The 11,864-nt window shown below is 57.9% G+C and carries 11 protein-coding genes and 1 pseudogene; 2 read left to right on the top strand and 10 right to left on the bottom strand.

Going from position 1 to position 11,864, the window contains the following annotated elements:
• The 10 genes and pseudogenes from RTS12_RS08065 to RTS12_RS08020 form a co-directional block, all read right to left on the bottom strand.
• Nucleotides 1–321: pseudogene (locus tag RTS12_RS08065) on the bottom strand (type VI secretion system ATPase TssH); the annotation flags it as partial.
• Nucleotides 322–343: 22 nt separating this feature from the next.
• Nucleotides 344–1,357 carry a type VI secretion system baseplate subunit TssG gene (gene tssG / locus RTS12_RS08060; protein WP_312527252.1) on the bottom strand — a complete coding sequence of 338 codons (1,014 nt, stop codon included), beginning with the start codon at nt 1,355–1,357 and terminating at the stop codon, nt 344–346.
• Nucleotides 1,354–3,264, bottom strand: a complete 1,911-nt coding sequence (tssF, locus tag RTS12_RS08055; protein WP_312527250.1) for a type VI secretion system baseplate subunit TssF — start codon at nt 3,262–3,264, stop codon at nt 1,354–1,356. Before tssF ends, tssG begins: the two co-directional genes overlap by 4 nt.
• Nucleotides 3,261–3,854, bottom strand: a complete 594-nt coding sequence (locus RTS12_RS08050; RefSeq protein WP_312527247.1) for a GPW/gp25 family protein — start codon at nt 3,852–3,854, stop codon at nt 3,261–3,263. Before RTS12_RS08050 ends, tssF begins: the two co-directional genes overlap by 4 nt.
• A gap of 108 nt (nt 3,855–3,962) precedes the next feature.
• Complete coding sequence (locus tag RTS12_RS08045) at nt 3,963–4,460, bottom strand: type VI secretion system tube protein Hcp (RefSeq protein ID WP_312527244.1); 498 nt, start codon at nt 4,458–4,460, stop codon at nt 3,963–3,965.
• Nucleotides 4,461–4,495: 35 nt separating this feature from the next.
• Nucleotides 4,496–5,986 (bottom strand): type VI secretion system contractile sheath large subunit, encoded by a 1,491-nt coding sequence (gene tssC / locus RTS12_RS08040; protein WP_312527241.1) that lies wholly within the window; start codon nt 5,984–5,986, stop codon nt 4,496–4,498.
• A complete protein-coding gene (gene tssB, locus RTS12_RS08035) occupies nt 5,986–6,504 on the bottom strand; it encodes a type VI secretion system contractile sheath small subunit (RefSeq protein WP_312527238.1) in 519 nt (172 codons plus the stop codon). The genes tssC and tssB overlap by 1 nt, the downstream gene beginning before the upstream one ends.
• A gap of 75 nt (nt 6,505–6,579) precedes the next feature.
• A complete protein-coding gene (locus tag RTS12_RS08030) occupies nt 6,580–7,932 on the bottom strand; it encodes a type VI secretion system ImpA family N-terminal domain-containing protein (RefSeq protein ID WP_312527235.1) in 1,353 nt (450 codons plus the stop codon).
• A gap of 38 nt (nt 7,933–7,970) precedes the next feature.
• Nucleotides 7,971–9,233, bottom strand: a complete 1,263-nt coding sequence (gene tagH / locus RTS12_RS08025) for a type VI secretion system-associated FHA domain protein TagH (protein ID WP_312527232.1) — start codon at nt 9,231–9,233, stop codon at nt 7,971–7,973.
• A gap of 6 nt (nt 9,234–9,239) precedes the next feature.
• Nucleotides 9,240–9,824 carry a DUF6931 family protein gene (locus RTS12_RS08020; RefSeq protein WP_312527229.1) on the bottom strand — a complete coding sequence of 195 codons (585 nt, stop codon included), beginning with the start codon at nt 9,822–9,824 and terminating at the stop codon, nt 9,240–9,242.
• A 273-nt stretch (nt 9,825–10,097) separates the two neighbouring features.
• Here RTS12_RS08020 and RTS12_RS08015 point away from each other — a divergent pair, with 273 nt between their 5' ends.
• Together RTS12_RS08015 and RTS12_RS08010 are read left to right on the top strand one after the other, a co-directional pair.
• Complete coding sequence (locus RTS12_RS08015) at nt 10,098–11,150, top strand: GlxA family transcriptional regulator (RefSeq protein WP_312527227.1); 1,053 nt, start codon at nt 10,098–10,100, stop codon at nt 11,148–11,150.
• A gap of 30 nt (nt 11,151–11,180) precedes the next feature.
• Nucleotides 11,181–11,849: a TetR/AcrR family transcriptional regulator gene (locus RTS12_RS08010; protein WP_312527225.1), complete on the top strand. Its 669-nt coding sequence runs from the start codon at nt 11,181–11,183 to the stop codon at nt 11,847–11,849.
• Nucleotides 11,850–11,864 lie beyond the last annotated feature (15 nt).

Below are 11,864 nucleotides of genomic sequence, written 5' to 3'. Positions count from 1 at the left end.
GAAAAAGAGCGTCGCATAGGTCCAGGCGTGGTTCAAAGCATCTGCCAGACTTTCGGCAATGCCGGGCACTTCGGTAACATTTTTCTTGAGGCTCGCCATCGCGCGATCCAGATCCTTGAGCACCCGACCCCGGTCCAGCTTCAGCTCGCGCAACGTCACCGAAATATCGCAATCCTGATCGGAAATCGCGTAAAACAGCCAGTGGCACAGCTCGACATTGCGGTTGCCCTCGCCCCGCGCGTGACGCATGGCCTGCAAAAAAGCGTCATAGCCAAGCCGATTCATCTTACCGGCGAATTTTTCGATGCTGATTGCGGTCATCTGCTGTCCTTCCCGTCGCCCGTCAGGCGGCCCGTTTCATTCCACTGTCAAGAACAAGCGCAAATCTTGCGGCCTCGACAAATTCATCAGCACGCGGCTTTTTGGATTTTCGCTTGGGCTTGGCATCTGTCTTGCGCGGCAAAGCCGCCATCCACCCCAGATCGGCACTTTGGCCCAGCTGCGCCGGGGGCACCTCGGATTGCGGCAAACTCAGTGCCAGCTCGACATCATAGCTTTTGCCCAAGTACCAAAAGGTCAAATTCGCGATCTGGCCATAATTCGGCGCACCCGGCAAAAAGCTGCGATATTCCGCCAGATTGCGCGCCTGCACATGCAAACGGATTTTCTCACCGATCGAGCGTACCTTGGCACCCAAATAGGTCGAGCGCCCCAACGCCGCGCCAGATCTGCCAAGCAGGCTGTGATCCTCGGGGTCGAATTCCATCCATGAGGGGACGTGCTCTTCGACGACCACGCCAAGCCCGAAATAATGTCCCAGCATCTGCTGAAGGCGGACGGGGCTGCGCACGCGCCCACCAAAAATCGACACCAAGGGCAGTCGCGCCATATCGGGAAAGTAGTCGTGGTCCAGATATGCTGGCGTACCGACACCCGAAAGCGCCGCGACATAACTGCCAAAGCGATCACCTTGGGCATGATCAAATTGGGTAATCGCGTGGCTGTCTGACCAGGCACGATAGAAAAGCTGGTAAAATCTGGTCGAGAACAGATCGGTGAAGCGGGCAAAGGCGTTCTCGCCCGTTTCTTTCCAGCGGTGGCTTTCTTCGGTGGTGTTCAGCGGCAGCGCACCATTCGCGCCGAAAAACCCGATGAACTGGGCGCGAAGATCAGGCACCCCGCCCCTGGTTTGATCAGTGCTGGACAGCTCATTGCTTGGAAATGCCAGTTCGGGGTCTTGCCCCAGCCGGACCGGCTCTTCTGCCAGTCGCCGCGAGCGACCGATGGGCGGGCGCGTGGGGTTTTCGCGCTCGATCCGTCTTAAAACCGCCAGAAAGCCCGCATCAGCACCGATCATAGTAGCGGCCCCTTACCATTGCGGGGCGGCCAACGCTTGATCACGCCGCGCTGTTGGGAAATGGTGACCGATTGGGTGAAACTGTTCACATTCGCATATTCCGCGAAGAAGCGGTCAAGTACCGCGGCCAACAGGATAACCCCGCTTCCCTCGAAGGCTGCCTCGTCGAAGGTGACCGAGATCTCTAGACCTCGTGCCGGGAAATATCCGTCTTCGCGGCGGATCGAGCGCACGACGGGCCTTGTCCGCAACTCTTTGATACCGGCGATCTGGCTTTCGACCGTGTTGTCGGACAGATCCGCAAAAAGTGACAATAGTTCGCGCAGCGCGGCCGCGCTGTCACCGGTCCCTCGGTCATCAAGGCCAAAATGGTTCAGCCCCAGATAAGAGATCAGCCGCCAATGAACATCGCCCTGTGTCAGGCGGTGTGGACCCTCGCGATCGATTTCGATCATAGGCTCGCGCGGGCGTGTCGGACCTGCGACGCAGTTCAGTGAAACGCCGACGTCATTGGTCATGCGGAAGTCATCCGATCCAGCAATCGGAAGATAGGCCGGAAGATGGCGGTTCGAGCTCAGCGTTTTAATATGCAGGCGCTGCGCGCGCCCGCTGGGATCGATATCGGGTGGCTCGTAGACGGTGATGAAGGTCTCGGTGCCACGATAATCAAAGCGCAAGCCAGTTTGGCGTTCGGAATCCGTCAGGCGCCGGGGTTTGCGGCGCGACGTGTAATACATGATATTGCGCTGCGCGAGTTGCCCGGGCGGCAAGCTGTAAAGCGGATAGACCTCGACGCGGGTGCGCGCCGTGCCGAAGCTGGCATAGACCTTCTGGATGCGCTGCACTTCGTAATGTGTCAGGGGCGAGCTGTCAGGCGTCACCACATATTCAAAGCGCCGATCATCCAGCCGAACCTGGTTCGAGCTTTCCTCGAACAGGTTGATGGCAGGGACGCAGAAAAGGCGCAGATGGCTGGGTTCGACATGCTTGGTCAGCACGTCATCGGCACGGCCAAATTCAAAAAGCAGCTGGATTTCGCTGGCCTTGATCCGGCGCAGGATCTTGTTAAGCCCGGTCAGTCGAAAGCCAAGATAGCGGCGCGGGAAAATAAACTGGTCACGCAGCAACGCGAAACCATCAAAGATACGGGTATCGGCACCGATCAGAGTCTCATCGGCAGAAAACCCGACCTGCTCCAGCTGATCTGGCGACAAACGCACGAAAACCGCATCCCCTTGTGGCGAAAGGTAGCGGATTGACAGGCGCAGACAATCGCAATGGATTTGCTCATAAAGCGCGACAGCATGCGCAAGGGGGCCGGTCAGATGAAAGGTCAGCTGGTCTAGCTTGACCTCGGAAAATGGGGCGCCTGCTTGCTGACGCAAATCGATCTGCAGCCCGGCGCGCGTTTTCTCGGTCGGGTCCTGCCCCAAAGATCCAATGACCGCAGCACGGTCGTGGTATTGCACGGCGCTGCGCTCGATCGGCCAGATCTCTAACGGCGCGCAAAGGCTGAACTGGCATGACACCCGCTGATCCGCGTCACGAAACCGCGCATCCAGATATTCGCCACGCTCAAAGCGCAGACCATCGTCAATGTCGCGCCGATCAAGGGGGACCTGTGCCTCGACAAGCATCAGGCTGGGAATTGGCGACAATGCCTCGGGGAAGACCTGATCCAGCAGCTCGCGCGTAAAGCCGTTGAACTCTTCGTCCAGTTTCAGCTGAACCCGAGCGGCCAGAAAAGCCGTTCCCTCTAGCAGACCCGCGATCCAAGGATCGGTATTATCGCGCAGCAACCCACCAAGGCGATCCGCCAGACCGGGATATTCTGCCGCAAATTCGGCTGAACGCTCGTAAAGCAGGGCAAGCTCGCGATTATAGGCGTCGCGAAAGGCTTTTCTCATGTCTCACCCTGCATGCGCTTCATTTGGATCTTGCCCAGTGAAGGGTCAACTTCGGCAAGAAATTCCATCGTGATATCTGTCGGGCTTGAAATCATCTCGGCCAGGATTTCAAAGGTCACGCGTTGATCTGCACTGGGGCTTTCATCGCGAACACGAACCTCAAGTGTCGCTGGACGCAGGCGCGGCTCATTTCGAACCAAGGCCAAACGAATGGACGCGGCAATATCGCTCATCGTCGCATTGGATTTCCAAATGCTTTCCAAGTCTTGAAAGCCGTGATTGATGATTGATTCACGGACATAGGGGGCGTCCTGCAGATCAATGACGGTGTCCAGACGAATGGTATTCATCAGGCTGGCAATATCGCGCGCCAAATCTTTTCGCAAAGCAGCATCCGATGCCCCTTCACGCCGTTTCTGGCTGCGTAGGGTTAAATCACGCTCGCCCTCTTGATAATGGCGGCCCGAGTCGCGGGTGTCTTTTTCTTCAATTGCCTCGCGAAAGACATGCATCAATGACATCTGACGCAATCCGCCTTTTTCGGCGAATTCGTAAAGTGCCTTGCGTGATGGGCCGGGGATCGAGACCATTTCCTTGACCAAGACTTTATGTCACCGAACTGGCGAACATATAGAAGATGAGCCGGCGAATATTCACGCCGGCTCTTTTTTGGTTCAGCAATAGGCAGGCCGAACAGATCAGGCCGACCACTCACGGTTTTCGGCAATCTCCCAACCAGCAGTGCTTTCCGCACCGGGTGCGCCGTTCTCGTCCTGAGTGGCATAAGTCACTTCGAAGGCACGGAAGTTCAGCGACAGCGATTCCTGCACGCGGTCCAGACCGTCTTTCTGGCCACCGGTGTTGTAGCTCGAAATCATGATCTGTTTCATCTTGATGCGCATATATTCAACAGGCGCATTGCCGCCCGATTTACGCACGATCAGCTCGCCGCTTTCGATGTGCTCACCGTTTGCGCAGCGCTTGATCAGATCGTTGGTTGCAAGGTCGACATATTTCGACAAATGCAGATCAGCCACATTGACTTTGCCGCCGCCGCCGCCTTTGCCAAGATGCGTGGTCCCGGATTGGGTCAGACCCCAGTTCCAGCCCAAAACATCAATTGCATCGCGGTGCTTCTCGTCTTGCGACTCACCTTTGATGTTGTTGGAAAGTTTAAGAAAAAAATCAACAGCCATTTATCTTTCCTTTGCGGAATTGGTGGACAAACCGTTTACTTGCCTTTCGGCAATTTGGACACGAGAGACATCCCGACATCCATCCCCTCGAGTTGGAAGTGAGGCTTGAGGTAAAACTTACCCATGTAATAGCCGGGGTTTTCCTCGTCTTCGATCACTTCCACTTTGGCACCGGCCAAAGGCTTTTTGGCCTTCTCCCGTTCGCTTGCGCTTTCAGGATTTGCCGAAACATATTTATTCACCCATGTTTGCAATTGAGTTTGCAATTGCAGTCGATCTGGGCTTTGGCCAATCTTATCTCGCACCATGCACTTCAAATAATGGCTGAAGCGCGATACCGCGAAGATATATGGCAATCGTGATGACAGGTTGTCCGAAGCCGTCGCCATATCATCAACGTATTTCTTGGGACGATAAATCGTCTGCGCCCCAATGAACGCGGCCTTATCGGTATGTTTGCGATGGATCAAACCGATCAGACCGGCCTTTGACAGCTCGCCCTCACGTCGGTCGGTGATCGACACTTCGGTTGGGCATTTCAGCTCTTTGGCACCATCGCCGGTTTCAAAAGTATGGGTCGGCAAGTTTAGAACCTCACCACCCGATTGAACCCCGCGAATTTGAACCGTCCAACCATGCTCTTTATGAGCGCGGTTGATATTAACGGCCATTGCGTGAACCGCATTCATCCAGGCATATTTTTCGCCGGCCCGGCCATCGGTTTCTTCCTCGTAGTTGAATTCCTCAACCACCGAGTTTGAATTTTGGCCATAAGGCTCGCGCGACAGAACCCGCGGCATCGTCAATGCGATATAGCGAGAGTTCTGAGATTCGCGCAGGCTGTTCCATGCGGCATAATCAGGCGTGTCGAAAATTTCCGACAAATCCGGCGGAATGCCGATTTCCGTCCAACTGTCCATGCCCAGCAATTCAGGGGCGGCAGATGACAAGAAAGGCGCATGGGCCGCAGCCGCGACCTTGCCGATATCGCGCAGCAGAGCAACGTCGGGTGTCGAGTGATCGAAATAGTAATCACCCACCAAAGCCCCAAAGGGCTTTCCACCCAAAGTGCCGAACTCGGCCTCGTAGATACGCTGATGCAGCGGGGATTTATCCCATTTCGCGCCGGGGAAACGGCGCATCATCTGCTGCAATTCTTTCTTCGAAACGTTCATGACCTTCACGCGAAGGCTGGAATCCGTTTCGGAATTGTTGATCGTATAGGCTAGACCGCGCCACGATGCTTCGAGCTTTTGAAACTCTTCATGATGCATGATGGCGTTCAGCTGATCGGTCAGCTTCTGGTCCAGCTTCGACAGCATCGCATCGATCGTATCGATGACGTCATCGGCGATCAGGGTCTCGTCGTCCAACGCCTCGCGCACCAATGCAACAACCGCATTGTCCACCTCTTTGGCGGCAACTTCGGTGCGTGGCTTGATGGTCTGGCGCAGGATATCCGAAAACTCGTTAAGTTCGGTAAGGCCCTGCGGGCTGCCAGATTGAACCTGAGCTTCCTGGGCCATTACGCGTCCTCATCCTTGTCTTCAGCCTTGCTGCGATCAGCCAGCGCCGCCATCAGCTCGGGATCGTTCAACAGCTGACGGATCTGCTCTTGCGCCTTCGGCTTGGAGTTCATGTAGCGCTGAAGGTTCGCAAGATGCTCGCGTGCCTCCAGAAGCTTTTTCAGCGCCGGCACCTGACGTGCGACATTGGCGGGATTGAAGTCATCCATCGCCGTGAATTCCAGCGACACCCCCAAGCGGCCTTCGCCGCCGCCAAGGCGGTTTTCGGCATTGAACGCCAGCCCCGGCCTGACGCTGTCGATGAACTCGTCCAGGGTCGAGGCCGTAACATCGACGAAGTCGCGCTCTTCCATTGCGGGCTTGTCCACGGTGGAGGCGTTTCCGGAAAGATCCGACATCATGCCCATCACAAAGGGCAGCTCGACCATCTTCTCGCTGTCATAGGGATCTTCATACGAGATGTTCACCCGAGGTGGGCGGTTCCGTTTGATGAAATCAGTGGATTTGTCCGATGCCATGTTCCAGTTCCCTAATCCTGAAGGAAGATGAACGTTAATATTGACAATATGTCAACGCTGATTGGTCTAATAAACCTAACTTTGGTTAGGCATTTGGGGCATTATTTCTGCTAAAATCGCATCAAATGTCTTGGTCAGCCGGTTGCGAGCGCTTGCCAGCAGGACGGGAACCGGGCTTGCGGGTTCGTGGCTCAGGTAAAACTCTTCAACACCGCGCAAACAGGAGGCGAGCTGCCCGCGATCAGCGATAACCACGGGTTTAGTTTCCGCTAGGTCAGTAGAATCACCCTGAGGAATCGCTGCCGATTGGGCCAATTCGCGCAGGCGCGACATGTCGAGAGAAAAGCCAAGCGTTGTCCCCAGATCAAAGCGTGCCTGTTCGGCCTCATGGGGGCGCAGCAACTCGATCGCGTCGACCAAAGTCTTGCCCACCAGCAACCGTGCCTGTGTCACCAAAAGCAGCGAAAGCGACGACGGCTCGTTCCTGGCAAGATAGGTTTCGGCCGCGTCGATCATCAAGCGCGCCTGCATATGCGAGCTGACTTGCGCCGCGCGGGCCGCGGGCATTTGTGCCGCTGCAGCAGGCTCGGGAAGATCTTGTTCGGCTTCACGAGGGGCGACCGCGATCTCTGGCTCGGGCGCCGCGTCCTGTGACCAAAGCTTCCACTCTGGCCAGGCCTCAATGATCAGGCTTTGAACATCGGTGATCGTCGTCAGCACCCCCGAAAAATCGGGGGAAAAGGCAGAGGCGCCCTGGCCACGGCACAGGGTCGAGATCTGTCGCAGCGCCAGCGCAGCCCGCGTCAATGCATCATGCAATGTTGCCAAGGGCGCAGCATTTGCGGGATTTTTCAGGATCGAGACAATCTCGGCCGCGGTGGCCTCGCTTTCTGCCTCGGAAGAGCGGGGCGCGCTGGCACCAGTTGCGACCAGATAGCTGCGATAGTTGATGCTGGCATTTTGCAGCAGCGGCAGATGGATCAGCGGCATGATCACGGTGGTTTGCTCAGACAAAGCATCCAACGCGCCCCGACGTTCTGAAACTGCATGTGCGATTTTGGGATGCACATCATCGATGCGTGCGGCCAAAAGCGCGGCCATCGCGGTCAGCGTTGCCGCAAAATCGACAGGGCGCGCCGCCAAAATCTGAAACCGGGCCAAAAGACTAAGCAGCCTCAGATCACGGCTACGTTGCAACAGCGCTGTGATCGCATCGCTTTCGCGGCGTATTAGAATCGAGCGGGGATCGAAAAGTTGATCCTCGGCCCCGCCCAGAAGGTTCGGGACGCCGGGTGTAAAATAGCGGTCGGGCAGTCGCCCCTCTGCCTCGAAATAATAATCAAGGAATTCGGGATCATCGGTCTGCTCCAGATCCGGCCCACAGGGGGCCGCGTCCGAGACCGGGTCAAGCAACCAATCCAACGCCATATCTGTCGTTCACCCTTTGCTGTAGGTTAACTGAATTCTCATCCTGTTCGGCCCGGCCCCGGCTTGACCGCGTCGCGGTATGCCGAGGCGAAATGCTGGATGAATTCGTCCAACATGCCGTTTTCATGCGGCGCTGCCTTGGCATCCCACCGCTCGACAAAAGTCTCCCACGAGCGGGCCTTGCGATTGGCGCCAAATCGCGCGGCCTCGGTCCCCGCTTCGATGGTTTCGGGTGCCAGATCGCCCAAAAGCTTCATCAGCGCGGGTTGAAGCGCCGCGAAAAGCGCGGCCTGGTGCTGGCGCAGATCGCGCAGCGCCTCGGCAAAGCCATCCGGTCCGGTCAAAAACCCCGCGCGCGGACGCAGAAACATCGCCTCAAGCGCCTGATCCGGATCGGGCAGAAATTTCAGCGGGTTGTTATCGCTGGCCCCGCGCATTGTGCGCTCGCCCACCCGCACGAATTGCTTGGCAGAGGCCCGATCGCGCAAGGCCAGCATTACCTCTTCGGTGGCGGCGCGCAGGGTCTGGCCCAAAGCACGGGCCAAATCCTCGGGGGGGATGCCCGCGGCCCAATCTGCAGGCAGACCTGCCCCTTCGCAAAAGGCGCGAGAGATCGCGTCCGGATCGCCGATTGGCATAAGTGGTGCTGGGGCCGCAATCGCAGGCGCAAGCGCCGCACCGGCGGATGTCGGCAAAGGGCCCGCCGGGTCCAAAGCTGGTGGCGACGGGGGGGCGGGCGGCACGGGGTGCAAGTTGTGAGGTTGCGCAACATCGACATCCGGGGCCGGATCATGCCGGGGAAAAGCCATGAATTCGCGTTGAAAATCATCATGTGCCGCGCGCGGTGCCACCGGAAGCGGATCAATTGGCACCAAGCCATGATCGACACCACCGATCGCCCAAGGGTCCTCTTCGACCTCGCGGGCAAACACCGGCCCATCATAACTGGGCAGCGATCCGGGATTAAGCCCACCGCTCATCGGGGGCGCGTCCATCAGGGCGACAATGATATATTGTCCGACCTGAAAGCGCTGGCCGTGTTCTAGCTGATGCGGTCCGTCCAGACGGTGGCGCATCCCGTGCAAGAACGTGCCATTGGTCGACTGATCGCGCAGCCACCATGCCCCGTCCAGAAAAGAGACATCGAAGTGATGCCCAGAGATATGGCGGCTGGCGTCGGGCAGCACCCAGCCCATTCCTTCGCGGCGACCAACCTGCAGGCCGCTTTCGGGCACCACGATGCTGGCAGGGCCGCCGTCATCAAGGATCTGATAGTTTTCAATGAGCAGGGTCAGGGTCATGGCGGATCAGAATGCCCTGAACAGGGCTTCGGCCAGATCGATAAAACGCGCGAGGTAAACCGGACGGCGCGCCAGCTGCGAGCGCGCCAAACACGACAGAACCGCACTATTGATGGCCTGTGGCGTGCGATAGGCGGGCGGGCGCATCGGATCATTAGGGGCGGGCCCGCCGATCGACCAGCCAACGGCCAGGCCAAGCAAGACCGACGGCGAACGTGTTGGCGCCCACAGGGCCTCGCGCATCAGCCTGTGCCGCATCGCCGTCGTCGGATTGTTCACCCAAGCGGCAATGTCTTGCAGCATCGGCTTTTCCAGTGGGCTTAGATGATCTGCCATCAGGCGCAGACATTCATAGCCCCACCCCGACGCGACCGAGGGCTGCGCGGCAAAGGCTGCGAAAGTCACGGCCTCTTCAGGCGTGGTCGAGGACCGCAGCCGATAAAGATACTGAAGATTATCCTCATCCTGGCGCGGCCGAAGGGTGGTCAGCAGCTGAACCTCGGGCAAGCAGGTATACAGCTCTGAGGGCGTGTCATACCGAAGCGACCGGCGTGGCGGGCAGGTTTTGTCGGTCGGTTCGATATCCATCATCATTCGCACTTGGATTCGCGGATCGCCAAAGTTGTCGCATTTGTCTTAATGGTTCACAGCCAGAAGGTCGAGGCATTGCAGACCAATTATTCAAATCATGGCCACGTTTTGAGCCGTAAGGACGCCTCGCAATAATTCCCCGCCCCCGCTTCAACAGGCCATCTGGTTGCCGCGCCTGCCCTGATCTATCATGGGCACGGTCAACAATGGCGCGGCGGGCATGGGGGAAAGTCCCTGCCGCGATGATTGTGTCGCAGGGGGGCAGAAAGCAAATTGCACGACAATAACCGCGATCCTCATCGGGCTTTGGCGCCGCGCCCACGCTTCGTCTCGCGCGGGATTGCCCATGTGACTTTGGCCGAGAAAATCAGCCAACCGGTCGCGGTTTCCTTCGTGCTCATGCCCGATTTCACCATGCTGGCCTTTACCGCCGCCATCGAGCCGCTGCGGGTGGCCAACCAGCTGACCGGGCAGATCCTGTTCACCTGGCATGTCTTTTCCGAGGGTGGGCGCGCGGTCAGCTGCTCTAATGGTGTGCCGGTGATGACCGACGGCCCCCTGCCCGAGGCCTCGCTTCCGGGCTATGTTCTGATCTGTGGCGGCACCGAGCCCGAGCACAACTGCTCGGCCGGGCTGACCAATTGGCTACGCAAGCAATGGCGTCTTGGCCGCACGGTCGGTGGGCTATGCACGGGTGCTTATGCTTTGGCGCGCGCGGGCATTTTGGGCGGCAAGCGCTTTACGCTACATTGGGAAAACCTGACCAGCTTTGCCGAGCGCTATCCCGATCTGACCCCCGAACGTCGGATTTTTTGCGTGGATGAGCGTATCGTGACCTGCGCCGGCGGGGTCGCGGCGGCGGATTTATCGCTCAAGCTGATCCATGACTTTTACGGACCCGCCCTAAGCCAAGCGGTCATGGATATGTGCCTGCTTGGCCAACAGCGCGGCGGCGAGGACGAGCAACTGGTCTCGTTGGCCGCGCGCCTTGGAACGCGCAATGATAAACTTGTGCGCGCCGCGGCTTTCCTTGAGCGTCACCTTGATCTGGATCTGAACCTGGATGCCTGCGCAGAGCATATCGGTGTCTCGCGCCGTCAGTTAGAGCGTCTGTTTCAGCAATATCTTGGCCAGACCCCGCTTCAATATCTGAACGGATTGCGCCTGCAACATGCCCGCGCCCTTCTGGCCGAGACGAACATGGGCGTCATCGATGTGGCGGTGGCCTGCGGATATGGCTCGAGCGCCCATTTTTCCAAGATTTTCCGCAAGGAATACGGCGTCTCGCCCCATAAATTTTCCTTGCAGCGCAAGGCGCAAGCGTAATTGCCCCTCGGGTGCGACACCGCTTGCTAATTGACAACCACCCTTGCCACGAATATTCGAACGCTCGTTCCTCTATTTGCGGACCTCGCACTTTTGGCCCGCAGCAATCGCCACTACAGGCAGGACATGGGCCGCAAGCGCACGATAGACCGCGAGGCGACAATGCTCGCAATAGAATCGGTTGTCCGCAGACATGGTGTCGGCGGGTTGTCGATTGATGCCGTCGCCAAAGAGGTTGGGATCAGCAAATCCAGCGTGGTCTACGACTTTAAAAACAAGGCCGGTCTCTTGGCGGCATTCACCCGCAGCCGCCTAGACGCACATGCCCACCACATCGAAGAAAATCTTCCGGCTGATGATCTGCCCAATCGCTGGCTGCGCGCGCTGGTGAAATGTTCCGAGGAATCGCCCTCTGACGAGGAAGCATCGGTCGCCATGATCATTTCTTCGGCCATGAGCAGCGAGGCGGAATGCCATACGCTCATGTGCAGCGAAATCACCCAATGCTTTGACCGCGTCATCGCAGAAGCCAGCAATCCCCGATCGGCCCTTCTGGCCTATCTGGCATTACATGGCGTCAAGTCACTCGAGTTTTTCGGCTTTCGCAGCTTCGATCCAGAGTCGCGTCGACAGCTATTGGATGATATTGGTAAATTGCTCCAGGACAAGCCGCCGATATCCGCGCCGAATGCTTCCTAAGGCCTTGCTTCACTC

It is taken from the genome of Paracoccus sp. (in: a-proteobacteria) (genome assembly GCF_032007265.1).
Taxonomy (GTDB): domain Bacteria; phylum Pseudomonadota; class Alphaproteobacteria; order Rhodobacterales; family Rhodobacteraceae; genus Paracoccus.
The sequence above is the reverse complement of the archived record's forward strand: the minus strand, read 5'-3'. Positions and strand labels throughout refer to the sequence as shown.

Excerpts from the sequence above, each read along its gene's own strand:
- tagH (WP_312527232.1), bottom strand. The coding sequence starts at position 9,233 with ATGACCCTGACCCTGCTCATTGAAAACTATCAGATCCTTGATGACGGC.
- RTS12_RS08045 (WP_312527244.1), bottom strand. The coding sequence starts at position 4,460 with ATGGCTGTTGATTTTTTTCTTAAACTTTCCAACAACATCAAAGGTGAG.
- tssB (WP_312527238.1), bottom strand. The coding sequence starts at position 6,504 with ATGGCATCGGACAAATCCACTGATTTCATCAAACGGAACCGCCCACCT.
- tssC (WP_312527241.1), bottom strand. The coding sequence starts at position 5,986 with ATGGCCCAGGAAGCTCAGGTTCAATCTGGCAGCCCGCAGGGCCTTACC.
- RTS12_RS08050 (WP_312527247.1), bottom strand. The coding sequence starts at position 3,854 with ATGGTCTCGATCCCCGGCCCATCACGCAAGGCACTTTACGAATTCGCC.
- RTS12_RS08030 (WP_312527235.1), bottom strand. The coding sequence starts at position 7,932 with ATGGCGTTGGATTGGTTGCTTGACCCGGTCTCGGACGCGGCCCCCTGT.
- tssF (WP_312527250.1), bottom strand. The coding sequence starts at position 3,264 with ATGAGAAAAGCCTTTCGCGACGCCTATAATCGCGAGCTTGCCCTGCTT.
- tssG (WP_312527252.1), bottom strand. The coding sequence starts at position 1,357 with ATGATCGGTGCTGATGCGGGCTTTCTGGCGGTTTTAAGACGGATCGAG.
- RTS12_RS08020 (WP_312527229.1), bottom strand. The coding sequence starts at position 9,824 with ATGATGGATATCGAACCGACCGACAAAACCTGCCCGCCACGCCGGTCG.